The sequence below is a fragment of the Pseudomonas sp. LBUM1651 genome (assembly GCF_059716135.1).
In genome coordinates this window covers 3,438,194-3,464,348 of the sequence record NZ_CP166805.1, presented here as the reverse complement: position 1 = coordinate 3,464,348, position 26,155 = coordinate 3,438,194, and the positions used below count along the sequence as shown (strand labels likewise).

16 protein-coding genes, 1 rRNA gene and 2 pseudogenes are annotated in these 26,155 nt (G+C 58.2%); 15 read left to right on the top strand and 4 right to left on the bottom strand.

The window, feature by feature from the left end:
• Positions 1 to 125: 125 nt before the first annotated feature.
• Entirely contained in the window at positions 126 to 3,023 is a 2,898-nt protein-coding gene (locus ACA066_RS16050) for an ATP-binding protein (RefSeq protein ID WP_497695696.1), read from the bottom strand.
• Positions 3,024 to 3,408: 385 nt separating this feature from the next.
• Here ACA066_RS16050 and mhpA point away from each other — a divergent pair, with 385 nt between their 5' ends.
• The gene (gene mhpA / locus ACA066_RS16045; RefSeq protein ID WP_497695695.1) at positions 3,409 to 5,067 is read left to right on the top strand and encodes a bifunctional 3-(3-hydroxy-phenyl)propionate/3-hydroxycinnamic acid hydroxylase MhpA; all 1,659 of its coding nucleotides are present in this window, start codon (positions 3,409 to 3,411) and stop codon (positions 5,065 to 5,067) included.
• 2 nt (positions 5,068 to 5,069) lie between these two features.
• Complete coding sequence (locus ACA066_RS16040) at positions 5,070 to 5,717, top strand: TetR/AcrR family transcriptional regulator (RefSeq protein ID WP_497695694.1); 648 nt, start codon at positions 5,070 to 5,072, stop codon at positions 5,715 to 5,717.
• Here ACA066_RS16040 and ACA066_RS16035 read toward each other — a convergent pair.
• Positions 5,706 to 6,974, bottom strand: coding sequence for an NADH:flavin oxidoreductase/NADH oxidase family protein (locus ACA066_RS16035; RefSeq protein WP_497695693.1), 1,269 nt, complete (start codon positions 6,972 to 6,974; stop codon positions 5,706 to 5,708). The genes ACA066_RS16040 and ACA066_RS16035 overlap by 12 nt on opposite strands.
• A 350-nt stretch (positions 6,975 to 7,324) precedes the next feature.
• Here ACA066_RS16035 and ACA066_RS16030 point away from each other — a divergent pair, with 350 nt between their 5' ends.
• The 7 genes and pseudogenes from ACA066_RS16030 (at position 7,325) to ACA066_RS16000 (ending at position 15,463) form a co-directional block, all read left to right on the top strand.
• Positions 7,325 to 7,939, top strand: a complete 615-nt coding sequence (locus ACA066_RS16030) for a TetR/AcrR family transcriptional regulator (RefSeq protein ID WP_497695692.1) — start codon at positions 7,325 to 7,327, stop codon at positions 7,937 to 7,939.
• A gap of 85 nt (positions 7,940 to 8,024) precedes the next feature.
• Entirely contained in the window at positions 8,025 to 9,116 is a 1,092-nt protein-coding gene (locus ACA066_RS16025) for a VOC family protein (protein WP_497695691.1), read from the top strand.
• 175 nt (positions 9,117 to 9,291) lie between these two features.
• A complete protein-coding gene (locus tag ACA066_RS16020; protein WP_497695690.1) occupies positions 9,292 to 10,248 on the top strand; it encodes a fumarylacetoacetate hydrolase family protein in 957 nt (318 codons plus the stop codon).
• The gene (locus tag ACA066_RS16015) at positions 10,248 to 12,149 is read left to right on the top strand and encodes an acyl-CoA synthetase (protein WP_497695689.1); all 1,902 of its coding nucleotides are present in this window, start codon (positions 10,248 to 10,250) and stop codon (positions 12,147 to 12,149) included. Before ACA066_RS16020 ends, ACA066_RS16015 begins: the two co-directional genes overlap by 1 nt.
• A 162-nt stretch (positions 12,150 to 12,311) precedes the next feature.
• The gene (locus ACA066_RS16010; protein WP_497695688.1) at positions 12,312 to 13,631 is read left to right on the top strand and encodes an OmpP1/FadL family transporter; all 1,320 of its coding nucleotides are present in this window, start codon (positions 12,312 to 12,314) and stop codon (positions 13,629 to 13,631) included.
• A gap of 269 nt (positions 13,632 to 13,900) precedes the next feature.
• Positions 13,901 to 14,557: pseudogene (locus ACA066_RS16005) on the top strand (MCP four helix bundle domain-containing protein); the annotation flags it as partial.
• A 42-nt stretch (positions 14,558 to 14,599) separates the two neighbouring features.
• Complete coding sequence (locus tag ACA066_RS16000; RefSeq protein WP_497699889.1) at positions 14,600 to 15,463, top strand: methyl-accepting chemotaxis protein; 864 nt, start codon at positions 14,600 to 14,602, stop codon at positions 15,461 to 15,463.
• Positions 15,464 to 15,513: 50 nt separating this feature from the next.
• On the opposite strand, the gene ACA066_RS15995 is transcribed toward ACA066_RS16000, so the two are convergent.
• On the bottom strand, positions 15,514 to 16,071 hold the full coding sequence (locus ACA066_RS15995) for an ATP-dependent Clp protease proteolytic subunit (protein WP_497403540.1): 558 nt from the start codon (positions 16,069 to 16,071) through the stop codon (positions 15,514 to 15,516).
• A gap of 308 nt (positions 16,072 to 16,379) precedes the next feature.
• On the opposite strand from ACA066_RS15995, the pseudogene ACA066_RS15990 reads away from it, so the two are divergent.
• Positions 16,380 to 16,493, top strand: a pseudogene (locus tag ACA066_RS15990) (con-10 family general stress protein); the annotation flags it as partial.
• 372 nt (positions 16,494 to 16,865) lie between these two features.
• On the opposite strand, the gene ACA066_RS15985 reads toward ACA066_RS15990, so the two are convergent.
• Positions 16,866 to 17,468 carry a TetR/AcrR family transcriptional regulator gene (locus ACA066_RS15985; RefSeq protein ID WP_497695687.1) on the bottom strand — a complete coding sequence of 201 codons (603 nt, stop codon included), beginning with the start codon at positions 17,466 to 17,468 and terminating at the stop codon, positions 16,866 to 16,868.
• A gap of 171 nt (positions 17,469 to 17,639) precedes the next feature.
• On the opposite strand from ACA066_RS15985, the gene ACA066_RS15980 reads away from it, so the two are divergent.
• From ACA066_RS15980 to ACA066_RS15960, 5 genes are all read left to right on the top strand, one after another.
• A complete protein-coding gene (locus ACA066_RS15980; RefSeq protein ID WP_221398666.1) occupies positions 17,640 to 17,918 on the top strand; it encodes a LysR family transcriptional regulator in 279 nt (92 codons plus the stop codon).
• A gap of 139 nt (positions 17,919 to 18,057) precedes the next feature.
• Positions 18,058 to 19,302 (top strand): multidrug efflux RND transporter periplasmic adaptor subunit MexE, encoded by a 1,245-nt coding sequence (gene mexE, locus ACA066_RS15975; protein WP_497695686.1) that lies wholly within the window; start codon positions 18,058 to 18,060, stop codon positions 19,300 to 19,302.
• A gap of 11 nt (positions 19,303 to 19,313) precedes the next feature.
• Positions 19,314 to 22,493, top strand: a complete 3,180-nt coding sequence (locus ACA066_RS15970) for an efflux RND transporter permease subunit (protein WP_497695685.1) — start codon at positions 19,314 to 19,316, stop codon at positions 22,491 to 22,493.
• Positions 22,490 to 23,908 carry an efflux transporter outer membrane subunit gene (locus ACA066_RS15965; protein ID WP_497695684.1) on the top strand — a complete coding sequence of 473 codons (1,419 nt, stop codon included), beginning with the start codon at positions 22,490 to 22,492 and terminating at the stop codon, positions 23,906 to 23,908. The genes ACA066_RS15970 and ACA066_RS15965 overlap by 4 nt, the downstream gene beginning before the upstream one ends.
• 424 nt (positions 23,909 to 24,332) lie before the next feature.
• Positions 24,333 to 25,869: ribosomal RNA gene (locus tag ACA066_RS15960) — 16S ribosomal RNA — on the top strand.
• Positions 25,870 to 26,155: the final 286 nt, after the last annotated feature.

Genomic DNA, 26,155 nt, shown 5'->3' with positions numbered 1-26,155 from the left:
TCGGTCGGGAGTGCCCGCAGAACAGAGGCAGCGATCACCGGAACGCTGGTGGTCACGCGGTTTACAGCCCACGTTGCGTGGGCGCGATCTCAGTCCACCAGGCATGAAGGGTACGTCTTGTCGCTTCAAGTCGACTGGGCAGCCTGAAGCAGTGAGCGCGCACGTTTCACCAGTTCGGTTCCGTGAGTTTCAGGCAATTGCTCAATCAGCGTCGACAATGCCTGGCCGTCCTCGGTCGCAGCCTTGTGGTGTTCGCACAACTCCACCAGCGCTTGCAGCTCCAGCCACGGTGCCTCCTGGGATCGAGCCTCCTCAATTGCGCGCCGCACCGCAGCGCTGCCGGCGTCCAACCGACCCTGCGTTCGCGCGATCGCTGCCTCCAGTAGCCATAGCTGCGGCAGGTACACGCGCTCGCCCAGTTCCTCTGCCACCCGCAGTGCTTCCTGTAGTTCGGCTTGTGCTGCATTGCAATCACCTGCCAGCAGCAACGCCTCGGCGGCGTAACCGAGTACCTCGCTGGCACCGGAGCGCATGCCGAGGCCGGTGTGCTCTTCGTAGGCTTCACGGATGCGACGGTAGCCGTCGCGCGGTGCACCGTTGCGCGCGTCAGCCCAGCCGCGCCACCAGCGGCAAGCCGTCCGCCCCAGCGCGAGTGAATACTCATCGACCCACTTCTGCATGTCGTCAGCTAACGCTGCTACACGCAGAGGGTTCCCCAGCCGTACCTCGATCAGTACCTCCTGCCAGGCAGCTATCAGCCACGTCATAGGCTGACGAAGCGCTTGCGCGCGGGTTCGCGCCCGCTGCATATGAGTTCGGCCTTGCTCAACCAGGCCTGAACGCACCAGTTCTATGGCCAGCATGCCGTGCAACATCACCTGAGGGTCTGCGGCAAAAATCTCGTTCGTCGCGATGTCCAGCGGCTCGGCGATCGCGAGGGCGCGTTCCAGCCAACTGCGAGTCGTTTTCGTGCGTCCCTGGAGGTGATGGACCTCGCCCTGGACGAAGCACGCCGCCAGCATGAGCTCTTGATCATGGGTGTCGCAAGAGAGGGCTTCAGCACGCTCCGCCACCTCAAGCGCCAACGCATAGTCGCCGCGCAGACCAAGCAGATAGCCGAATCCGTGCAGGAGGCGACCACGCATGGGGTGCTCGGGTACATCCGCCAGCAGCCTGTATGCACGTTCGAAGGCGTTCTTGGCTTCGCTGCCGACACCGAACATGTGGAAAGCCGAAACCCCTTGCAGCGTGGCCAGGGTAATTTCGAGCGCATTGCGCTCCGTCCCTTCGGGTGCCTGTTTCAGCAGAACCAAGGCGCGCTCAGTGAGGCCAATGCACAAGTCCGGGCTGAAGTGCAGTAGCGCGGCTTCCGCGGCCTCGGCGTAGTAACGCAGCGCAATCATCGGCTGCCGGGCCCGGTCGAAGTGCATTGCCAGCTCTGAGGCCGCAACCGGTACGCCGGCCGTGCGTTCGCGTTCGAGGGCGGCGCCGACCTGGCGATGGAGTTGGGTGCGCAATGCGCGCGGCGTGCGGTCGTACAGCACCTGGCGGAAGAGAGCATGTCGGAAAGAGTGGGATGGCTCTAGCGTCTCTTCAATTTCTGTGGCCCGCGACCGTATGAGCCATACCTGTTCACGTATCAGCTCTTCACAGGTGTGGGCCACCGAATCAAGGTCGCGCCCAAGGGCCAGTGAAACCGTCTCGATGCGGAATTGGACCCCGCACACCGCTGCGGCCGAAAGAAGCGTACGTTGCTCCGGACCCAGCCTGGCGATGTAGTGATCAATGATGGCTGCGAGGTTTTCGGGAACCGCCAGATCCGCAAGCCGAGCCTCGATGGTCGCTTTGTCGTCCTTTGGGTCCATCACTTCACTGGTGATCGACGAAACGAACAACGGCACACCGTCGGTCCGCTCGTGCAGGGCGCGCACGAAGGCTTCATCGCGTGCCAGCGAGGTCGAACGCAGCGCAACATAGTCAGCGACCTCGGTTTCCGAAAACGGGTCGAGCACCACTTCCTCGCACAGACGTTGCAGGCGCAGTTCGTGGCGCAACGAGCTGAGGGGATGATCGAGCGCAACCACCTCGGCGAGGCGGAAGCTCGACAGCCACATCAGCCGCGTGTGGCCACGGCGCCGTGCCACATAGTTGATGAGCTGGACCGTCGCCCGATCGCTCCAGTGCAGGTCTTCGGTCACCAGCATCAGCGGGCGCTGCTCTGTGTAGCGGTCCAGCAATTCGCCCATTTCCCTCAGCATGCGATCCGGGCCGACACCGGCAAGCTCGCGCCGTAACGCGTCTTTCTCCTGCGTGGTACTCAGCCATGGGAGTTGCAGCAGCCAGGTCGGTGCCACGGCGCGCATCAGCGCCGGCAGGGTGGGGTCGCTGCGGCACAGATCGGCTAACGCCTCCAGCACCGGCAGATACGGCTCGCCGGCGCCGTAGTGCTCCACGCAATGGCCGCGTGCGCAGGCGATATCGCCAAGGTTTGCGAGGAAATGTTCGATCAACGTTGTCTTGCCAATTCCCGGTTCTCCAGCGAGCCAGACCACGGCGCGCTGACCGCCATCCGCCTGCTCCCAAGCCCGTTGCAATCTGGAGATCTCGTCGGTGCGGCCGATGAATGGCGGTGATGAAGGTGTGCCGGCCGCTGTAACCGCCGCGGGTGCAGGCGGTATCGTAGGGCCGGAGGAGGGTGGGGCGATGAAGCGATAGCCGCGCCGCGACACCGTCTCGATGAAGCGAGGATGCCTGGGGTCGTCGCCCAGCACCTTGCGCAGATCGCTGATGGCCGTTTTCAGGACTGAATCGCTGACGAACCGATGCCCCCACACGGCATCAAGCAAGGCATCCTTGGTCACCAGCGATCCTGGCTGGCGCGCAAGCACGCATAACAACGTGAAGGGCGTCGGCGCCAATGCCACCGCTTGCCCGTTACGCAACAAACAGGCGTTGGACTCATCGAGCTCGAACTCGACGAAGCAGAGCAAGACTGGATCTGGGTGGGGCTGCGGACGTGCCACGGTTGATTCCTAAAGACTAAAACAGGGTTGTGCGCCGCGAAGCTTCACAGGGGGTTCGATGCTGAAAACCGGTGCGCCCGACTTCCCTGTCGACCAGCCTTTTGAATCAACGGCTCTCCAGCCTCGGCAGTCTTGAGCCATTGCTCCAATGACAACGCTGATCGGCGCTGAAGCCAAGCGTCGCCGGTCGGAAACTGGCACACGCGCAACTCGGTTCACGCCGCGCAATTCGGCTCGCCCTGAGCCCCATCGCGGCTAGGCAATGATCCCAAAAAAATAATGACAAGAACATCAATATTGAAATATCAGTCAATATTGAATACCTTCACCTTGCCTGACGATGAGACCTCGCGTCTCACGACTTCAATCACAACAAGGGCTCGAGATGAACAACAACAAGAAAGTTTCCGAATTGCCTCCCGCCGCCGTCGACGTGCTGGTTATCGGTTATGGTCCGGTAGGTGCGACCATCGCGGCGCTGCTCGGCCGCTATGGGATAACGACCCTGGTACTGGACAAGGGCCATGACATCCTGTTGATGCCTCGTGCCATTGCTCTGGACAACGAGGCACTGCGTATCCTGCAACTCGCCGGTTTGTCGGAAGACGCGTTCGAGAAGATCGTTATCCCTGAAGTGAAGATGCACTCCCCGGTACTCGGGCAATTCGGTCGAGCCAATACCGAGGGGTGTATCGACGGCCATCCCAAGCTTGTGACGTTCTATCAACCCGACCTCGAACGAGCAGTGCGCGGCCAGGTTTCCCGGCTGAAGTCCGTAACCAGCCTGGGTGGCTTTGAGCTTGAGAGCCTGGTCGAGACGTCGGATTGCGTCTTCGCTTCCGTACGGGATGAAGATGGGCAGACGCATTCCGTTCGCGCCCAGTACCTGATCGGCGCAGATGGCGCAAGCTCCAGGGTCAGAGCACTGATTGGCCAGGAGTTCGAAGGGCAGACCTATGCGGAGGATTGGCTGATTGTCGATGTCAAGAATCGGCATAAGTCAGCGATTGATCACATTGAGTTTATCTGTGATCCGCGGCGCCCAACGCCGCACATGCCTGCACCCGGCGGCAGGGAACGTTGGGAGTTCATGCTGCACCCCGGTGAATCCCGGGAAGAGCTGGAAAGCCCGGAAAGCATAGCCCGCCTGATCTCGCCATGGATCAACCCGCAGGAGCTGGAAATCGAGCGCAAGGCGGTGTATCGATTCCACGCGCGCTGCTGCAACAAATTCAGCCAGGGGCGCGTCTTTCTCGCCGGCGACGCGGCGCACATCACGCCTCCATTTGTCGGGCAAGGTCTCGTTGCGGGACTTCGAGATGGCGCCAACCTTGCCTGGAAACTGGCTTGGGTTCTTCGCGGTCATGCCGCGCCTGCAATACTCGATACCTATGACGTAGAGCGCCGCCCCCATGCCCAGGCGATGATCAATCTGGCGAAACTCATGGGCCGCCTGGTGATGCCCAAGAACAAGATCGCCGCTTTCTTTATCCACGGTCTGATGCGTTCGCTGGGGTTGACTCCCGCTACAAGGAAGTACTTCGAACAGTTGGACATCAAGCCGAAGAACATCTTCAAAAACGGCCTGTTCATGCAGCATCGCCGGGGCGACAAACTGGTACGTGGCAGCCTGTTTCCCCAAGCCTGGGTTCGCAACTTCCAAAAGCAGATCAAACTGAGCGACGATGCGCTTGGAGATAACCTGACCCTGGTTGGATTCGGTGTTGACCCGTTGTCACTGCTAACTACTGAACAGATCGTTTCCTGGGAAAAAATGGGAGGCCACTTCCTGGAGCTCAGAGCGCGAGGCCAACGCTCCGACGGCAGCTGTGACTTCATCGAAGACATGAACCATGAAATCCTGCCTTTGGCTGCCAAAGGAACGCTCGTCGCGATTCGTCCCGACCGAATCATCATGCACCACGCCCCTGGCGCAGAGGCAGGCAGCCTCATTCGAGCGTGCAGAGGCCTGCTGGCTAGCGAAGACGCCACTTCTAACAGCGTTTCCGCTACCATCAGCGAGCCCATTAGGTTGCGAGCTTGATAATGCATTCCCCCACTCTTCCTTTAGAAGCGGCTACACCACAACCTCTCACGAGAGGTCACAAGAAGCGTGAACGCACCCGTCGCGGTCTGGTGGACGCGGCATTGCGTCTTATCGCACGTAAGGAAGTGGGGGAGATTGCACTGCTCGAGGTGGCCGCGGAAGCAGCGGTATCCAACGGTACCATCTACAACTATTTTCGAACTCGCGACGAGGTGCTGGAGGCGGTGGGCATTGCCATGGCCGCCGAGTTCTCCGATGGCATTTCCGTCATGAGCAGGGGCGTGCACTGCGGCGCACAGCGGCTTTCGATCGGTGTGCGCATGTTTGTGTGCCGGGCCGCGGCCGACCACCAATGGGCGAATGCGCTGTTGCGCATCATCCATTTCGACCAGGCCATGCGCTCGCGTTTGGCTGACCATGTACTGGGCGACCTGCGTGAGGGACTCCGTGCGGGCACGTTTGCTTACGAGGACGAAGGGGTCGCCCTGGATATAGTCCTGTCATGCACAACCGGAGCCATGCGCTCGGTTGTCGAGGGGCGTGCAGTGGCGGAGTACGATCTGCGGGTCGCCGAAATGGTTCTCCAGGCTCTGGGTGTAACACCTGCCAGAGCCAGGAGAATCGCCGGCAAGCCGCTACCGGCCTGAACTGATGGCGTCCTTGATCGGCCTGGCTTGATCAATCCATTGCCGATAGCTCTTCGCCTGGCGACGAGACTTCAACTGATTGCCGATCAATGCCATGAGGGGTGACGTCCCGGGTTTTGTCCCTTTCCCTTGACTCAGCAAACCGAGCTGCTTCTTGACCACCGACGCCACGGCAAGCGATGCCAGCGCCTTGTTCTTCCAGCGGACGACGACGGGCTCCACTTCAGTGTCCTGGCCTGCCATCCATTGGCTTGGCAGAGTCGGCTCGATTGCCAGCGCAGTGGCAAGCCCCACCATCGACACCGAGCCGCTAACCACTCGCTCCGCGACCTCCTTTCTACGCACGCCGCCGGTGACCATCAGTGGCATGCGCGCTATTTCTCCTATTTTCTCCGCAAATTCGAGAAAGTAGGCTTCTCGAGCCAGGCTGCTGCCATCGCGGGTCTGTCCCTGCATTGCCGGGCTTTCGTAGCTGCCACCCGACAGCTCGACCAGGTCGACCGCCTTGGCGTTAAGCATTTCCACCACGCGAGCCGCATCCGCGGCATCGAACCCGCCACGCTGAAAGTCCGCGGAGTTGAGCTTCACGGCGACGCAAAAGATCGGTGCGACTCGCTGACGTATTGCGTCGATGGTTTGCAGGAGAATTTGCGCGCGGTTTTCCAGGCTGCCGCCCCAGCGGTCGTCACGGCGATTGGTCAAGGGCGAAAGGAATTGGCTGAACAGGTAGCCGTGCGCTGCATGAATCTCCACGCCGGTGAATCCGGCACGCTCGGCCAGCACCGCCGCTTGGGTATAACGCCCGATCAGCTCTTCGATCTCCTGCTCCTCTAAAGCCCTGGGCAGCACAAAAGCTTTTGAAAGTCCGGGGATATCGACCGCAACTGCGGAGGGGCCCCTTGCCGACTGCCCCATTGAAGCCAATAGCTGCCGTCCGGGATGATTGATTTGCATCCAGGCTTGGGCTCCGCGACTGCGGCAAGCATCGGCCCATAGCCTGAATTTGGCCAGGTGTTGATCGTCCTCAAGCACTACGCCAGCGGGTCCGGTCAAGGCGTGGCGGTCGACCATGACGTTGCCGGTGATGATCAGACCGGCGCCACCCTCCGCCCAACGCCGATAAAGGTTAACCAGCGCTTCCCCTGGAGCGTGTTCCTCATCCGCAAGGTTCTCCTCCATGGCTGCCTTGGCGATTCGGTTTGGAATCACCGTGCCGTTAGGCAATCGAAGCGGTTTGAAGAGCTTTGAGCCGGTCATATTCTGTCCTTCAGCTAGTGAAAAATCGGCCAGCCATCGCTGCGGGTCAAACCGTTTGAGCGCCGTTTGCACAGTGCTTGCTCAGTTTGTTGAGGTCCTGGTTTCCATCGATGGGCAGGGCTGGATAGCTTGCCGGGAAGGCGAGCCTGAGATACAACGTAATTGAACACGCGTGTTCATTTGTGTCAATGTGTATAGCGTTTGCTGGCCCGGTAACCTCGATCGAACCATCCGAATCAGTAGGTTGTAGAGCGGTTTTCAGAGATAAAAACCAACATCCTGAAAAATGTTGTTGACGGAGAATGAACACGAGTGTTCAATCAAGCCATAAGGTAATCCTGGAGAGAGCCGTGGAATCCCTGAATCCAACACAGCGCCGCATTCATCAGGCCGCCTTTCGCCTGTTCGCCGAGAGGGGCACCTCGCAGGTGAACATTCTTGACCTCGCGCAAGAGGCAGGCGTGGCGCGCGGAACGGTCTATAGCAACATCGACAGCATGGAAAGCCTGTTCGAGGCGGTCGCCAGCCATCTCGCGAGGGAGATGCATGAGCGCGTCAACAAGAGCTTTGATTCAATCTCCGATCCGGCACGGCGCCTTTCCAATGGTATTCGTCTGTTCATTCGTCGAGCTCACGAGGACTCTCAGTGGGGGGCGTTCATACACAAGTTCGCCATGAGCAATTCCGCGTTGCGCGAAATGTTCAGCAGCCAGGCGACCAAGGATCTTCTCAGTGGGCTTTCCAGTGGACGGTACAAGTTTGAGCAGGAGCAATTGCTCTCAGTAATGACGCTGATATCGACCAGCGTCCTTGGCTCGATTTTTCTCGTGCTGGAAGGTCACAAAACATGGCGCGAATCGGGCTCGGACACCTCCGAGCTGATTCTGCGGGCATTGGGTGTGCCGCCAGAGGAGGCGCGTGCATTGGCGAACATGGAGTTGCCGGCACTACCATCTCTCGACTGAGCTCGTAACTGACTTAACTGGATAAATCCCTGATTTTTCAGGGGTTCGGGACAGCTTTGCCCTAAAAACCAGGAAAACAACAACAATGAACAACAAAAACGAATTGCACCGGTTGGCGACACCACACCCCGCGCGGCATCCGCAGCCGACGGTAAAGGCCCAGGATCTGACGCACCTGATCTTCCAGCGGCCGGACTTGAATGAGGCTGCGCGTTTCCTGACTGATTTCGGCCTGACGGTCAGTCGGCAGGAGGCCGATACGCTCTATATGCGGGCCACCGACGCTACTGCCTATTGTTACCGTGTCCAACGTGCCGAACATGCACGTTTTATCGGGTTCGGACTTGCCGTGCAGTCCCTGGACGAACTGGAAAAGCTCACTCAAATCCCGGGTGCGTCATCGGTCGAGAAATCGGAACATCCCGGTAAAGGGTATTGCGTCAGACTGACAGATCCGTCCGGTTTCATTGTGGAAGCCGTCTGCGATCAGACGCCTGGCAAGACGCTGGCACATAGAGCTCCTCTCAACTGGAATCTGGCGCAGGAACAACCGCGAATCAACGCCACGCAGCGCCCGCCGATCGCTCCCCCTGAAGTCCTCAAGCTTGGCCATATCGTCATTGAAGTGGCCGACTATCAAGCGACCTGCGCCTGGTACACGCAGCATTTCGGATTTATTCCCAGCGATGTGCAGGTACTCCCCGACGGCACGCCTATCGTCACTTTCATGCGCCTTGATCTCGGTGACATTCCCGCGGATCACCATACGCTCGCGATTGCGCAAGGGTTCATGGCCACCTACAGCCATAGCGCCTATGAAGTCGTCGATGCAGACGCCGTGGGTATGGGGCAGCGCGTCCTGCGGGAGCGGGGTTGGGCGCACTCATGGGGCATCGGCCGGCACATTCTGGGCAGTCAGATCTTCGATTACTGGCAAGACCCTTGGGGCGACAAGCACGAGCATTACTGCGACGGGGATATTTTCACGGCCACTCGGCCTACGGGCATTCATCCGGTGAGTCCCGAGGCAATGGCGCAGTGGGGGCAGCGCATGCCCAAGAGTTTTACCAAACCCAAGTTGAACCTGACCAATGTGCTTCTGCTGATCCGCAACCTGCGACGCAGCCCGGACCTGACCCTTCGCAAGCTGATAACACTCATGCGGATGTTCGGGTAGAGCTGCCGCCATGTCGGACAACTCAACCCGGTTTGGCCGGCGGGACGTGCTTAAAGCCGGCGCTTTGATTGCTGGCGGTGCGTGGGTCTACACCGTTGCCAGCCCGCCTTCAGAACAACACCACAGTTCCCGCGCCACCGAACGCGGGACAAACGCCGCTCCAGGAGTACCTCCAATGTCTGCTGTACACGTAGTCCGCTTTGAATATCAGAACGGTATCCACTGGGGCGTGCTTCGCCAGGGCCGTATCACAGTTGTCCCCGGTGTTTTTGAAACCACCGGTGAATTCATTAGCCAGAACAGTCTCGACGACCTCGCTCAACTGAAAGGTTCGGAGTTGGAGGTGGGCGACGTAAAACTGCTGTCGCCGGTGACCCGTAACCAACAGTTTGTCTGCCAGGGTGCCAATTACCGTCAGCACATGATTGAGTCAGGCATGGACCCTGATGCGAAGAAATTCAACATGATCTTCACCAAGGCGACGAGTTGTCTGGTGGCGGCTGACAGCGATCTGATCAAGCCGCGCCACGTGCGTTTTCTTGACTACGAGATCGAACTGGGCCTTGTGATGAAGCGCTCGATCACCGGCGCTACTGCTGTCACCGACGCCAATCTGCATGAGTTCATTGCCGGCGTCGTCATTGTCAATGACTACTCGGCGCGTGATATTCAGATTCCCCAGATGCAGTTCTACAAGGGCAAGAGCTACCGCACTTTCGGTCCGGTCGGCCCGTACCTGTGCCTGCTGGATGCCAAGAGCATGCATTACCTCAAGGCACTGCAGCTGCGCCTGACAGTCAACGACCAGGTGCGCCAGAACGACAGCACGGCCAATCTGGTTTACGGCCCCGCTGAAACCTTGACCGAACTCTCCGGCTTGCAAGATCTCGACGTTGGTGACCTGATTGCCACCGGTACGCCTGCCGGTTGCGCTCTGACGATCCCTTCGCCTGCCAAAATGCGCATTGCAGCCCTGCTGCCAGAAGCCACCAAGTGGAAACTTTTCCTCAAGGCACAAGAGGGCCGGACGCAGTACCTCAAGGCCGGTGACGTGGTCGAGGCACGCATTCGCAGCGCTGACGGTGTGATCGACCTCGGCGTGCAACGCAACCGCGTTGTGGGGGAAGCCTGATGGTTGTGCAGACCCTGGATGACATCGAAAGTCTCGAACGAGTCCCTTTGTCGGAGCGCGGTCTGGCTTGCAGCACTTATGACGCGCTGCGACAGGCGGCCGAGCGCACCCCCCAGGCACCGGCGCTAAGCTTCTTCGCCGATGCCGCCGATTTCAAGCGCACCTACGAGTGGAACTACTCCCAGCTTTTGGCGGATATCACCCGTGCGGCGAATGCCTTCGATGACCTGGGCATAAAACCGGGCGAGGTGATTGCCTTCATCCTGCCCAACCTGCCGGAAACCCATTTCACGATATGGGGCGGGGAGGCGGCGGGGATCGCCATGGCGATCAATCCTCTGCTTGAAGCCAAGCAGATGGCTGGCTTGCTGAACGCCGCGAAGGCATCCGTGGTGGTGACACTCGCGCCGACTCCAGGCAGCGATCTGTGGCCCAAACTGGCTTCGCAGCTGGATCAGTTACCCGGGATCAGGTCTGTCGTTTGGGTCAGCATGGCGCCCTATGTCGACGAACCAGTGCGTGGGGCTCTGAAAGCCGTGGCACTGAAGGAACGGGACTTGCACAGCGATATTGCGATCCACGATTGGCAAACGCTGATGAATGCCCAGCCGCACACGCACCTCAAGAGCGGTCGGCAAATTCGCCAGGATGAGTGCTCCTCCTACATCTGTACGGGCGGCACCACCGGGCTCCCCAAGATCGCCGCGCGTACCCATGGCTCTGAAGTATTCAATGCATGGGCCGTGGCCGCTCACTTGCAGCCACGCAGTGGTGGCCAGGTTATCTTTTGTGGGCTGCCGCTGTTTCATGTCAATGGCCAGCTGGTGACTGGACTGATGCCTTGGACTCAAGGCGACCATGTGATCCTCGGGACGCCTCAGGGGTATCGTGGCGAGGGGGTGATCCCACGATTCTGGGAGATGGTCGAGCACTTCGGTATCAACCTCTTTTCCGGCGTGCCTACTGTCTATGCCGCACTTCTGCAAAATGAATGGCAGGGCCGCGAGCTGTCCAGTCTTCGCTTTGCCATGTGTGGCGCCGCCCCCATGCCGGCTGAGCTTTTCCGAGAGTTCGAGCGTCGGACCGGGGTGAAGATCCTTGAAGGTTACGGTCTTACCGAGGGTGCCTGCGTCTCTTCAATCAATCCACCCCATGGCGAGCGCCATATCGGCTCCATCGGGATACGGATCGCCTACCAGAATATGCGCGCGGTCTTGCTCAACGATTCCGGAGAGTACCTGCGCGACGCCAACGTGGATGAGATCGGCCTCATCACGATCAGCGGTCCGAACCTCTTCGAGGGTTATCTGGAAGAACGTCATAACCAGGGCCTCTGGATCGATATCGACGGTCAGCGCTGGCTGAATACGGGCGATTTGGGTCGCCAGGATGCGCAGGGTTACTTCTGGCTGACCGGGCGCAAGAAGGAGTTGATCATTCGCGGTGGTCACAACATCGATCCGAAGCAAATCGAGGAGGCGCTTCAGGCGCACCCCGCTGTCGCCCTGGCCGCTGCAATCGGCAGCCCCGATGCCTACTCGGGCGAGGTGCCGGTTGCCTACGTTCAACTGCGCCCCGGGCAAACCTGCAACGCCGAAGAACTTGAGGCGTTCGCTCATCTCAACATCAGCGAGCGGGCAGCCGTTCCCAAGCGCATTGAAATCCTCGATGCATTGCCACTGACTGCCGTGGGCAAGATATTCAAGCCCGCGTTGCAGCAGCGGGAGATTGCCAGAGTAGTCCAGCAGGAAGTGGAACGCCTGGGGCTTTCGGATATAGCAGTAGAGGTCATTCAGGATAATCGGCGTGGGCAGGTTGCCTGCATCAGGGCCGGAACTGACCAAGAAGTCCTGGCTCCGGTCTTGGGGCGATATAGCTTTCAAGTTGAATGGATCAATTGAGTTCCTGATTCGCAATCTGTAAGTCCGGCAGTCATGCCCTGGCGCTGTTCAGCCAGGGTGTTTTACACAACATCGATCCACTCCAACCGGCACTGGAAAGTGCACGGAAAGGCGAAGCGTTGCCTGGTGCAATTAACAAAAACAATAAACATGAGGTGGAAAATGAAACTGAATAGCCGTGTGATCCCGAGTGTTTCTACTCAGCGTAAGTGTGCAGTCTGGATTGAATTCAGCAGTGCCATCGCACTACTCAGCGCCTCTACCATCGCAAGCGCCAATGGCATTGCTCTAAACGAACAAAGTGCAAGCAGTGCGGGAACTGCCTATGCGGGAAGGTCATCTTCCGCGCTGGACGCCAGCACCATCTTTGGTAATCCCGCAGGCTTGACGAAGTTGAAACGCACTGAGATCTCCGGCGGGGCCGCGGTCGTCTCGGTGAGCGACGACATCAGTGATGCGCAGAGCAGTGCCCCAGGAACAAATGAAGGGGACTCGGTACCTTTGGGAGTCGTGCCCTTCGCTTATATGTCGACGCCACTCGATGATCGCTTTTCGATTGGTCTGGGCCTCTATGCGCCGAGTGGTCTGATCAATGATTACGAGAGCAGTTTTCAGGGCCGCTACCATGGCTCCTATAGCACGACCAAGGAAGTAACCCTTCAGCCCACCATTGCCTGGCGGATCAATGATTACGTGTCCATTGGTGGCGGACCGACCATAAACCGTTTCAATGCAAAGCTTCAGAATGACCTGGCCACCGGCGCCCTGAACAATGGCGTGGACACACAGGTCACCATCAAAGGCGATGACACGGCACTTGGTTACAACGTAGGCATCCTGGTTGACTTTACTGAGGCAACCAGTTGGGGGATTAACTATCACTCGAAGGTGGACTATGAACTCAAGGGGCATACTCAGGTTTCTGGCTCCCCGAGCGTTATCCCGCTGGACGGAAATTATGACAACAAGGTAGACCTCACGATGCCCGAATCCGTGGACACGTCTATCACCCATCATTTCAATGATCGCTGGACGGGATACCTGGGGACCACCTGGAAACGTTGGAGCCGGATCCAGAAGATCGAGGCAGAAAACAGCGGTCTTTCCCCCGTGGGCCAGGCGGCTGGCATGAGCACGGTGATCGAAGAAATGAACTGGCGCGACACTTGGAGCACCGCAGTTGGCGCCTCCTATCAAGTGAACCAGCAATGGCTGCTGCGCGCAGGCTACGCCTATGATCCGTCGCCAATCAGGAATGCCGATCGCAGCGTGCGCATTCCGGTTGGCAATCGCCAGGCCGTGACTTTGGGTGGTGCTTACTCGCCGAATTCCGATCTGACGATAGACTTTGCTTATGGTTATCTCTGGGATTCCAAAGTCTCGGTCAAGCAGGCGAACAACTCCGGTCTTCAACCGGAATACAGTGCCAACTACGACAATAGTGCGAATGGAGTTTCAGTGCAGGCTACCTATCGGTACTAAGCGATACGACTTCATTCTTAATAAAGTCTTATTTTTGCGAGCCTTCCTTAAGGTTCACCTTTAATCGTTAATCAACTCTCCCAACGGGGGTGATGCACTTCTGTTTGTCTATCAGCACCCACTACCGTGAATACTTTCGCGGTAGTGGTCGTTTTTCAATTAATTACCTCCAATCCATCGAGTTTGCCCCGTGAACCTTCTGAATCCAGTCCAAATTTTCCACCAGGCTTTTGACCTCGTTCGTCATCTGCGCCCTGATCACCCTCGCCGTGGGTGGGTTGGGAATGGTGGGAATCAGCCGTTTGGCCACTGCGCTGTCTTTGACCTTTTCCAACAGCCTGGTCTCAGTGGGCAACATCAACGAGACCATGACCAGCCTGGTCGCTCACAACCGCGGGCTCTACCGGTTGCTTGACGCTCACGCCGGCGATGTGTCCGAAGCGGACAAGGCGCGTGTGCGCCAGAATCTGGCGAAGGATCTGGCTCGGGCGGAAGTTGCCTTCGCGTCCTACCGTGCCACACCTCTGGCGGTTGATGAGCGGGCAGCGGGGGACAAGTACAAAGAACTGTGGCCCGGTTATGTGGCAGGTGCCCGGAAGGTCATTGAATTGGTGGACGCCGGCGATCTTGCTCAGGCACGCATTCGCTTGAATACGCTGTCGGTTGACGTGTTCATTCAAGCCCGCGATTACCTGCGGGTGATGATCGATTCGAACAAGCGGCAGGTCAAAGAAGGTGCCGAGGAGGCGCAGGAACTCGAAGCCAGCTCCACGCTGATCCTGTTGGTCGGGATCGTGATCGCCTTTCTGGTCGCTGTCGCTCTGGGCATTCTGATTACGCGTATGATCACTCGCCCGATGGCGCTGGCGGTCGCTAGTGCCCGGCGCATAGCCGGTGGCGATCTGACCCAGAGCATTTACACTACCCGTGGCGATGAAGCGGGGCAACTGCTCAACGCTTTGGCGGACATGCAGGGCGGCTTGAAACGCACCCTTCAGCAAATCGCCGATGCCTCGAACCAGTTGGCCTCGGCGGCCGAAGAGCTGAGCGCGGTGACCGAGGAAAGTACCCGGGGCCTGACGCAGCAGAATAACGAAATCGAGCAGGCGGCCACCGCTGTCAATGAAATGACTGCGGCAGTCGAGGACGTTGCGCGCAACGCCATGTCGACCTCCGAAGCCTCTAAAGCCGCAACCGAAGACGCTGCTCATGGCCGCAGTCAGGTCGATCACACGCTCGTGGGCATCAGCACCATGCTGGAAGAGATCACCGAGTCGACCGAGACGGTGACCGAACTGGCCGGGCAAGTTCGCGAAGTCAGCAAGGTACTGGACGTGATCCGCAGCATCGCCGAACAGACCAATTTGCTGGCGCTCAACGCGGCCATCGAAGCCGCCCGTGCAGGCGAACAGGGGCGCGGGTTTGCAGTGGTGGCCGATGAAGTGCGCGCGCTGGCCCATCGCACCCAGGCCTCGACCGTAGAAATCGAAGGAATGATCCATACCGTGCAGGCGGGCGCTAACGGGGCCGTCACCGCCATGGGCAAGAGCCTTTCGCTGGCTTCCAGCACTCAGGAACTGGCCCAGAGCGCCGGGGCGGCGTTGGAGAAGATTACAGACAGTGTCGTCACCATCAACGAGCGCAATCTGGTGATCGCTTCCGCATCCGAAGAACAGGCCCAGGTCGCCCGTGAGGTGGACCGTAACCTGTTGAATATCCGTGATCTCTCGACCCAGACCGCTGCGGGTGCCAATCAGACCAGCGCTTCCAGCCAGGAACTGTCGCGACTGGCTGTCTCCTTCAGTACCCTGGTGACGCAGTTCAAGCTTTAAGGTTCTGAGGAGCGAAGAAACCGTCGTTTGTCTTGAGGATTGTGATGCAACTATCCGCCACTGACTTTCCAGTGTTTGACATCATCGGCGAACACCATCTGCTTCATCTCATGAGCAATGCCGTAGGCCAGCGACTCATGTGCAGCGATGACTTTTTCCTCCGCAGACAGGCAATGGAAAATATCGAGTTTGGTCGCCGCCTCGGCAGTTTCGAGCGTGAAGATTTGTACGTAGCGCGCGAGGTCATTGTCGAGGCTGGACAGGTATTCCCGAAGTCGTTGATGGTCGACTGATTTCTGGCTGAAGTACCAGTTCATCGGATGAATCAGAAATCTGGCATGAGGCGAAGTGATGCGACGGCCCGCCGCCAGAAACATGATGATCCCCATCGACTCGATATTGCCGGCGTTGATTGCGCACAGAGGTACTGGCAATGACTTCAGGAACGTGTAGAGGGTGAAACCAAAGTTGGTGCTACCTCCACACGTAGACAGGTTCAGGAGCAATGAGGTGGCGCCCTGATCTATGGCTTCCAGGCAGCAATCCCTGAAGCGCTCAGTCGTTGCCTGATCAATCTGGCAGTGATAATGCACGATGTGTTCTGTCATCGACTGGCCTCCCGAGTGTGATGTTTGGAGGGCTTCCTACGGATTATTCATTCTAGTAAACATTGACACTGTGTTCGAGAAATCCGGCGGCAGATGATCTTTATGGCTTCACAACCGCCAGTCGAATTCGCGCATTTTCAATGGAACCAAATATCCCGATCCATTCGTCGCGAGCTCGGTGTTTTATTTCAAACTTTCGATTTTCTGCGTCCTCCGAATTAGACGAGCCCATGCTCGTGCTAACGATGTAGAGGTGAACAGAAATGGCCAATACAGGAAAGAACGATCCAGGCAGTTTTTCTGACCGGGACAAGGCTTCTGAAGCAGGCAAGAAAGGTGGAGGAGCCTCTGGCGGAAATTTTGCCAACGATCCACAACGAGCGTCTGAAGCCGGCCAGAAAGGCGGTCAAGCTTCGGGCGGACAACAAACCCGCGATAAGGACCGCATGTCCGGAGGCGGGCAGGGTACGAATCGCGGAGGCGAATTCGCCGACGATAAGGCAGATACCTCCAAGCCAGGCCAAAAAGGCGGCCAGGCTTCGGGCGGACGGCAATCCACTCAGGCTGATCAATCGACCAGCGGTGGGCAGGGAAGCGGACGCGGCAGCAATGTGACTGATGACCGCGACAAAAAATCTGAAGTGGGGCGCGAGGGCGGCGGGATAAGCGGAGGGGGAGGACGCAAACCCTGATGCAGTGTGACCCTCATCAAGCCCCGATTTCTTTCGGGGCTTGATTTTGCGGGGCACCAGATCCCGCTGGGCAGTCCTTCGCGGCCCTCACTGGAAGCACAATCAGTCCTCACCCTCCAAACTGCGCTTAACAGCCTGCTCTTTTTTCGCAGGAGCGGCAGGCCAGGCATTGATGACTGACTGCAGGAATTGCTCGGACAACTCAGGGTTGTCCAGCGCCCTGGCAATCAGCATCGCACCCGCTATCGACGACAGTATGCGCAGCGATTCCTGATACTTCTCGTCATGGTTTTCCCCCTCGACCAGTGCCATCAGTGTGTCGATCAAACGCTCCACGCCTTGGGTGAAGGAGCTGCTGACGGCACCGCCCGTGCGGGCAACATCGGCGGCCAATGCCGGAATGGGGCAGCCATCCGTCCAGTTGTTCAGATGCCCTTGCGTCAGGTAACCCTTAATGAGTTCGGGTATGGATTTGGCGTCTTGCCAGTCCTGGATATTGGACTCGAACGTCCGGGTCACAGCCTCTGATGCCAGCTGTTCCTTGCCGCCCGGAAACTGCCCGTAAAAACCGCCATGGGTCAGGCCAACGGAACGCGACAGTTCACCGATGCCGATGCCGTCGATTCCTTTTTCCCGGTACAGCCGGGACGCGGCCGTGAGGATTGCCTCTTTGTTCGCGGCGGCCCGGTCTTTCGTGACTTTCATGAGACTGCTCCTGTAGCCCGTTTGGCTTCGCTTGCGCAAAGCTTCGCTGAGAGGCTGGTATTGATGATGCGCGTCATATAAAGTTGCTGCAATGGCTTTGTCGGCATCGACGCCAGTCTGGCGATCCCGAGCCTGTGGCTCAAGTCAAAAATCCCTACGTGGACCTGACCCATGAAACGTAATGATCTGCGCAGTATCGATCTGAATTTGCTGGTGGTATTTGAAGCGCTCATCCAGGAACGCAACCTCACTCGCGCCGCTGAGCAGTTATCGCTGGGCCAGCCAGCCGTCAGCGCGGCGCTCGTGCGATTGCGAAGGCTGTTCAACGATCCTTTGTTCGAGCGCATCGGTCGCCGGATGGTGCCCACCGCGCGGGCATTGAGTGCGGCACAGACGCTGGGGCCGGCGCTGGATTCCGTTTGTACTGCGATCACCAATACCAAGGTTTAACCGGGCCGATCCCTTTTTTGCCCTTAAACATGATAGTCATCATTATTGATGATAGCCAACTTCACTCCGTTCGATTCGTCGTGACCTCGCGCGAGGCCGAGAATCCGGAAATTCCTCAATCGTCTGGCGGACACACCCCATGGAACAGTCACTCAAACCTTTGCGTTATCCCCTTGCCGCATTGGCGCTGGTGGCGCTTGCCGCCTGTGAACGCACGCCTAGTTCCGCTCAGGCTCCGGGGGCGCCGCACGTCACCGTCGCCAAGGTGCTTGAGCAGCCCATTACCGAATGGGATGAAGTCACCGCTCGCCTGGAAGCGCCGGAAACCGTAGAGGTTCGTCCGCGGGTTTCGGGCCAGATCGAACGCGTTGCCTTTACCGATGGCACGCTGGTGAAGAAGGGCGACTTACTGTTCCAGATTGATCCACGGCCGTTCGAGCATGAAGTGCATCGCATCGAAGCGCAGCTGCAACAGGCACGCGCCACGCTGGTTCGTACCGGCAACGAAGCGCAGCGCGGCCAGCGGCTGTTGAGCAGCAACGCGATCTCCGCCGAGTTGGCCGACACCCGCACCACCACCGCGCAAGAAGCCAGGGCGGGCGTCGATGCCATTCAGGCGCAGCTGGATCTCGCGCGTTTGAACCTCAGTTTCACCCGCGTCACCGCGCCGATCAGCGGCCGCGTCAGCCGTGCGGAAATCACCGCGGGCAACATCGTGACCGCCGACACCACAGCGCTGACCAGCGTGGTCTCCACCGACAAGGTCTACGCCTATTTCGATGCGGACGAACGCATGTTCCTCAAGTACAGCCTGCTTTCCCGCCAGGGCCAGCGCGGTCAAGCCACCCCGGTGTACATGGGCCTGTCGAGCGAGGAGGGCAACAGCCACCTCGGGCAGATGAACTTTGTCGACAACCAGGTCAATCCGAAAACCGGCACCATCCGTGGTCGCGCTGTGTTCGACAACACTGACGGTCAGTACACCCCCGGTCTGTATGCCCGGTTGAAACTGGTGGGCAGCGCCGCCTATCCCGGCCTGCTGATCAAAGATGAAGCGGTGGGCACCGACCTCGGCAAGAAATTCGTGCTGGTGGTCGATCAGGACAACAAAGCCGTCTATCGCGGCGTCGATCTGGGACCGAAGCTTGAAGGCTTGCGCATCGTGCGCAGCGGCTTGCAGAAAGAGGATCGCATCGTCATCAACGGCCTGCAGCGCGTCCGGCCCGGCACGGTCATCGATCCTCAGGATGCGCCGATGGCAAGCCCGGAAACGGTCGCCACACTGGCCCGCCAGCGTCAGGCAATCGATGCCTCCAATCAGCCGGCCTCCGCTAAATCACCCGCTCTGGTGAAAGCGGAAACTGCCGCTGCGCCTCGCGGATAAGGAGCCTCGACATGAAGTTCTCCCAGTTCTTTATTACGCGACCGATCTTCGCAGCAGTGCTGTCGCTGCTGATCCTGATCGCCGGCGCCATCTCGCTGTTCCAGTTGCCAATCAGCGAATACCCCGAGGTGGTTCCACCGACCGTCGTGGTCCACGCCAACTATCCGGGCGCCAACCCGAAAGTCATCGGTGAAACCGTTGCGGCACCGCTGGAGCAAGCCATCACCGGCGTCGAGAACATGCTGTACATGTCCTCGCAATCCACGGCTGACGGCCGGCTCACCCTCACAGTGACATTCGCCTTGGGCACCGATCTGGACAACGCCCAGGTTCAAGTCCAGAACCGCGTGACCCGCACCGAACCCAAGCTGCCCGAGGAAGTGACGCGCATCGGCATCACTGTCGACAAGGCATCACCCGAGCTGACGATGGTTGTGCATCTGACCTCGCCGGACAAGCGCTACGACATGCTGTACCTGTCCAACTACGCGATCCTCAACGTCAAGGATGAGCTGACTCGCCTGAACGGTATCGGTGACGTAAAGATGTTCGGTATCGGTGACTACTCGCTGCGTATCTGGCTCGATCCGAACAAGACTGCTTCACGCAACCTGACCGCGACAGACGTCGTCAACGCGGTGCGTGAACAGAACCGTCAAGTCGCGGCCGGGCAACTGGGTTCACCCCCTGCGCCCAATGCCACGAGCTTTCAGATGTCGATCAACTCCCAGGGACGCCTGGTCACCGAAGAAGAGTTTGAAAACGTAATCGTCCGCAGTGGCCCGGACGGCGAGATCACTCGCCTCAAAGACATTGCCCGGATTGAACTGGGTTCCAACCAATACGCTTTGCGCGCCTTGCTCAAAAACCGGGAAGCGGTGGCGATGCCGATCTTCCAGCGCCCCGGTTCCAATGCAATCGACGTCTCCGACCAGGTACGGGAGACGATGGCCAGGCTCAAGAACAACTTCCCGGAAGGCATGGACTACGAGATCGTCTATGACCCGACCATCTTCGTCCGCAGTTCGATTGAAGCGGTGGTGCATACGCTGTTCGAAGCGCTGGTCCTGGTGGTGCTGGTGGTGATCCTGTTCCTGCAAACCTGGCGCGCCTCGATCATTCCATTGGTGGCGGTGCCGGTGTCGCTGATCGGTACATTTGCCGTGATGCATTTGTTCGACTTCTCGCTGAATGCCTTGTCGCTGTTCGGTCTGGTGCTGGCCATCGGCATCGTGGTCGACGATGCGATTGTGGTGGTGGAGAACGTTGAGCGAAACATTGAGTTGGGCCTCGACCCAATGGAGGCCACCAAAAAAGCCATGGGCGAAGTGACTGGGCCGATCATCGCCACGGCGCTGGTGCTGTGCGCGGTGTTCGTGCCGGCGGCGTTCATCTCCGGACTGACAGGACAGTTCTATAAACAGTTCGCGTTGACCATTGCCATCTCCACGGTGATCTCGGCGTTCAACTCCCTGACCTTGTCACCGGCGTTGGCGGCGGTGTTGCTCAAGGCCCATGGCGCCCCGAAAGACCGTTTCTCCAAAGTGCTGGATCGCATGCTCGGCGGTTGGCTGTTCAAGCCGTTCAACCGTGTTTTCGAAAAAGCCAGCCATGGCTATGTGATTGGCGTGGCCAAAGTCATTCGCGGCAGCAGCGTGGCGTTGCTGGTGTACGCCGGTCTGATCGCCATGACCTACATGGGTTTCAGCACCACGCCGACCGGCTTCGTGCCGACCCAGGACAAAAAGTACCTGGTGACCTTCGCGCAACTGCCGGATGCCGCGAGTCTTGATCGCACGGAATCGGTGATTCGCCGCATGAGCACCATCGCCATGAACGAGCCGGGTTTCGACAGCGCCGTGGCATTCCCAGGGCTGTCGATCAATGGTTTCACCAACAGCCCGAACGCCGGCATCGCGTTCATCGGCTTGAGTTCTTTCGATGAGCGTAAAGACCCAAGCCTGTCAGCCCGCGCAATTTCCGCCTCGCTCAACGCCAAGTTCGGTGGCATTCAGGACGCTTACATCGCCGTATTCCCGCCACCGCCGGTCCAAGGCCTGGGCACCATCGGGGGCTTCCGTCTGCAGATCGAAGACCGCGGCAACCTGGGTTATGACGAGCTGTATAAAGAGACGATGAACATCATCGCCAAGAGCCGCAGCGTTCCGGAACTGGCCAACCTGTTCACCAGCTACACCGTCAATGTGCCGCAGGTCGAAGCGGCCATTGACCGGGAAAAAGCCAAGACTCACGGGGTGAAGATCAACGATATCTTCGACACGTTGCAGGTGTACCTGGGCTCGCTGTACGCCAACGACTTCAACCGTTTTGGCCGGACCTATCAGGTCAACGTGCAGGCCGAGCAACAGTTCCGCCAGGAGCCTGAACAGATCGGCCAGTTGAAGGTGCGCAATGATCGCGGCGAGATGATTCCGCTGGCCACGTTCGTCAAGGTCAGCCCGACATCGGGCCCGGACCGGGTCTCGCACTACAACGGTTTTCTTACCGCAGAAATCAACGGCAGTGCAGCCCCCGGATACAGCTCCGGCCAGGCACAGGCCGCTATTGAAAAACTGCTGAAGGCAGAATTGCCCAACGGCATGACCTACGAGTGGACCGACCTGACCTACCAGCAGATCTTGTCCGGCAACACGGCCCTGCTGGTGTTCCCGCTCTGCGTGCTATTGGCGTTCCTGGTGCTGGCTGCGCTGTATGAAAGCTGGAGCCTGCCATTGGCGGTGATTCTGATCGTGCCGATGACCCTGCTGTCGGCGATTGCCGGGGTGATCATTTCCAAGGGCGACAACAACATCTTCACCCAGATCGGCCTGATCGTGCTGGTCGGCCTGGCTTGCAAGAACGCGATCCTGATCGTCGAGTTCGCCAAGGACAAGCAGGACCAGGGCCTGTCGCCGCTGGAGGCGGTATTGGAAGCCTGCCGCATGCGTCTGCGGCCGATTCTGATGACGTCCTTTGCCTTCATCATGGGTGTGATTCCATTGGTGACATCCACCGGCGCCGGTTCGGAAATGCGTCGTGCGATGGGTGTCGCGGTGTTCTCCGGAATGCTCGGTGTGACCTTCTTCGGGTTGCTGCTGACGCCAGTGTTCTTCGTTCTGATTCGTCGCTACATCGAGCGCAAACAATCGCGCAAGCAAGCCCGCGCGCTGAACCTGGAGGTGCAACCATGAACGCCTTGAAGCTATTTTTACCCAGCCTTCTGGTGACCGCACTAGCCGCCTGCACGGTGGGACCGGATTACAAGACCCCGGATATAGCGCCGGCCCATATCGTCTCGGCCCGGGCGGCCAACTACGATCAATCGCGTTTTGAAACGGTGTGGTGGCAGCAGTTCGATGACCCCACGCTCAACCAGCTAGTGAGCAAATCCCTGGAAGGCAACCGCGACTTGCGCGTCGCGTTTGCCCGCTGGAAAGCGGCCCGTGCGATTCGTGACGACATCAGCAACGACAACTTGCCGGTCGTCACCAGCCGCGTCAGCAGTCAGCAGGGCAAGTCGCAAGTGCCGGGTCAGACCGACAGCCGAGTCAATATCGAGCGTTACGATCTGGGCCTGGACATGGCGTGGGAAGTCGATCTGTTTGGCCGGATCCAGCGTCAACTGGAATCCAGCAACGCCCAGGAAGATGCTGCGGCGGCTGACCTGTATCAGCTTCGCGTGACGATGATTGCCGAGCTGGTGGATGCCTATGGCCAATTGCGCGGCGCGCAACTGCGGGAAAAAATTGCCCTGGCGAACCTGAAGAATCAGCAGGACTCGCGCACCGTGACCGTCAGCCTACGCGATGCCGGCGTGGGCAATGAATTCGACGTGGTGCGTGCCGACGCACGTCTGGCGGCTGTCGAGGCGACTGTTCCGCAACTCCAGGCAGGGCAGGTGCGGCAGAAAAACCGCATCGCCACACTGTTGGGTGAACGTCCGGAAACATTGAGCGTGTCGTTGAACCCCGCCGAGTTGCCCGCTATCGCGAAAGCATTGCCGATCGGTGATCCTGCCGAGCTGCTGCGTCGGCGTCCTGATGTGCTCGCCGCCGAGCGCAGACTGGCTTCCGCTACGGCAGATATTGGCGTGGCCACCGCCGACCTGTTCCCGAGGGTGAGCCTGAGCGGATTCCTCGGTTTCACTGCCGGGCGCGGTTCGCAGATTGGCTCCAGCGCGGCCAGAGCCTGGGGGTTGGGTCCGAGCATTACCTGGGCGGCCTTTGACCTGGGCAGCGTGCGGGCGCGCATTCGGGGTGCCGACGCCAATGCCGAAGGCGCCTTGGCCACTTATGAGCAGCAGGTGCTGCTGGCGCTGGAAGAGTCGGAAAACGCCTTCAGCGATTACGGCAAACGCCAGCAGCGGTTGCTGTCGTTGATCAAGCAAAGTGAGTCGAGCCGGGCCGCGGCAGACCTGGCTGCTATCCAGTATGAGGAAGGGACGGTGGATTATCTGGTACTGCTGGATGCACAGCGTGAACGGCTGAACGCCGAGGACGCGCAGGCACTGGGTGAAATTGATCAATACCGGGGAATTGTCGCGATCTATAAAGCGTTGGGGGGAGGGTGGGACAGTGGTGGCAAAAAAGTTGTAGCAACGAACTGATGCAGACGTGAAATCTAGCGCCCTACGCTGACGGTGTGGGGCGGCCTGTCGGATATCTTTGATGAGGAAAAGAATTTTTAGACGGGGGTTGACCTCGTATTTTAATCCTGTACTATTCGCCTCCCGCTAGCGAGCAGCGTGATGCTGGTTCTGGCTTAAGCGATTGATTTTATTAATAAAATCATTAGCTTTTAAGGGTTGCTACTTGAGGAGGCGTGCTGTAGAGTGCGCGCCTCGGTTGAGACAAAAGCTCTTAACCAACCGCTCTTTAACAACTGAATCAAGCAATTCGTGTGGGTGCTTGTGGAGTCAGACTGATAGTCAACAAGATTATCAGCATCACAAGTTACTCCGCGAGAAATCAAAGATGTAACCAACGATTGCTGAGCCAAGTTTAGGGTTTCTTAAAAACCCAAAGATGTTTGAACTGAAGAGTTTGATCATGGCTCAGATTGAACGCTGGCGGCAGGCCTAACACATGCAAGTCGAGCGGTAGAGAGAAGCTTGCTTCTCTTGAGAGCGGCGGACGGGTGAGTAATGCCTAGGAATCTGCCTGGTAGTGGGGGATAACGCTCGGAAACGGACGCTAATACCGCATACGTCCTACGGGAGAAAGCAGGGGACCTTCGGGCCTTGCGCTATCAGATGAGCCTAGGTCGGATTAGCTAGTTGGTGAGGTAATGGCTCACCAAGGCGACGATCCGTAACTGGTCTGAGAGGATGATCAGTCACACTGGAACTGAGACACGGTCCAGACTCCTACGGGAGGCAGCAGTGGGGAATATTGGACAATGGGCGAAAGCCTGATCCAGCCATGCCGCGTGTGTGAAGAAGGTCTTCGGATTGTAAAGCACTTTAAGTTGGGAGGAAGGGCAGTAAATTAATACTTTGCTGTTTTGACGTTACCGACAGAATAAGCACCGGCTAACTCTGTGCCAGCAGCCGCGGTAATACAGAGGGTGCAAGCGTTAATCGGAATTACTGGGCGTAAAGCGCGCGTAGGTGGTTTGTTAAGTTGGATGTGAAATCCCCGGGCTCAACCTGGGAACTGCATTCAAAACTGACAAGCTAGAGTATGGTAGAGGGTGGTGGAATTTCCTGTGTAGCGGTGAAATGCGTAGATATAGGAAGGAACACCAGTGGCGAAGGCGACCACCTGGACTGATACTGACACTGAGGTGCGAAAGCGTGGGGAGCAAACAGGATTAGATACCCTGGTAGTCCACGCCGTAAACGATGTCAACTAGCCGTTGGGAGCCTTGAGCTCTTAGTGGCGCAGCTAACGCATTAAGTTGACCGCCTGGGGAGTACGGCCGCAAGGTTAAAACTCAAATGAATTGACGGGGGCCCGCACAAGCGGTGGAGCATGTGGTTTAATTCGAAGCAACGCGAAGAACCTTACCAGGCCTTGACATCCAATGAACTTTCCAGAGATGGATTGGTGCCTTCGGGAACATTGAGACAGGTGCTGCATGGCTGTCGTCAGCTCGTGTCGTGAGATGTTGGGTTAAGTCCCGTAACGAGCGCAACCCTTGTCCTTAGTTACCAGCACGTTATGGTGGGCACTCTAAGGAGACTGCCGGTGACAAACCGGAGGAAGGTGGGGATGACGTCAAGTCATCATGGCCCTTACGGCCTGGGCTACACACGTGCTACAATGGTCGGTACAGAGGGTTGCCAAGCCGCGAGGTGGAGCTAATCCCATAAAACCGATCGTAGTCCGGATCGCAGTCTGCAACTCGACTGCGTGAAGTCGGAATCGCTAGTAATCGCGAATCAGAATGTCGCGGTGAATACGTTCCCGGGCCTTGTACACACCGCCCGTCACACCATGGGAGTGGGTTGCACCAGAAGTAGCTAGTCTAACCTTCGGGAGGACGGTTACCACGGTGTGATTCATGACTGGGGTGAAGTCGTAACAAGGTAGCCGTAGGGGAACCTGCGGCTGGATCACCTCCTTAATCGACGACATCAGCTGCTCCATAAGTTCCCACACGAATTGCTTGATTCATTGAAGAAGACGATAGGCACCCTTTAAGGTTGTCTTTTTCGTTAGAGTTTAGAAATGAGTATTCTGCTGTGAATATTGATTTCTAGTCTTTGATTAGATCGTTCTTTAAAAATTTGGGTATGTGATAGAAAGATAGACTGGACGTTACTTTCACTGGTAACGGATCAGGCTAAGGTAAAATTTGTGAGTTTAATCGCGAATTTTCGGCGAATGTCGTCTTCACAGTATAACCAGAT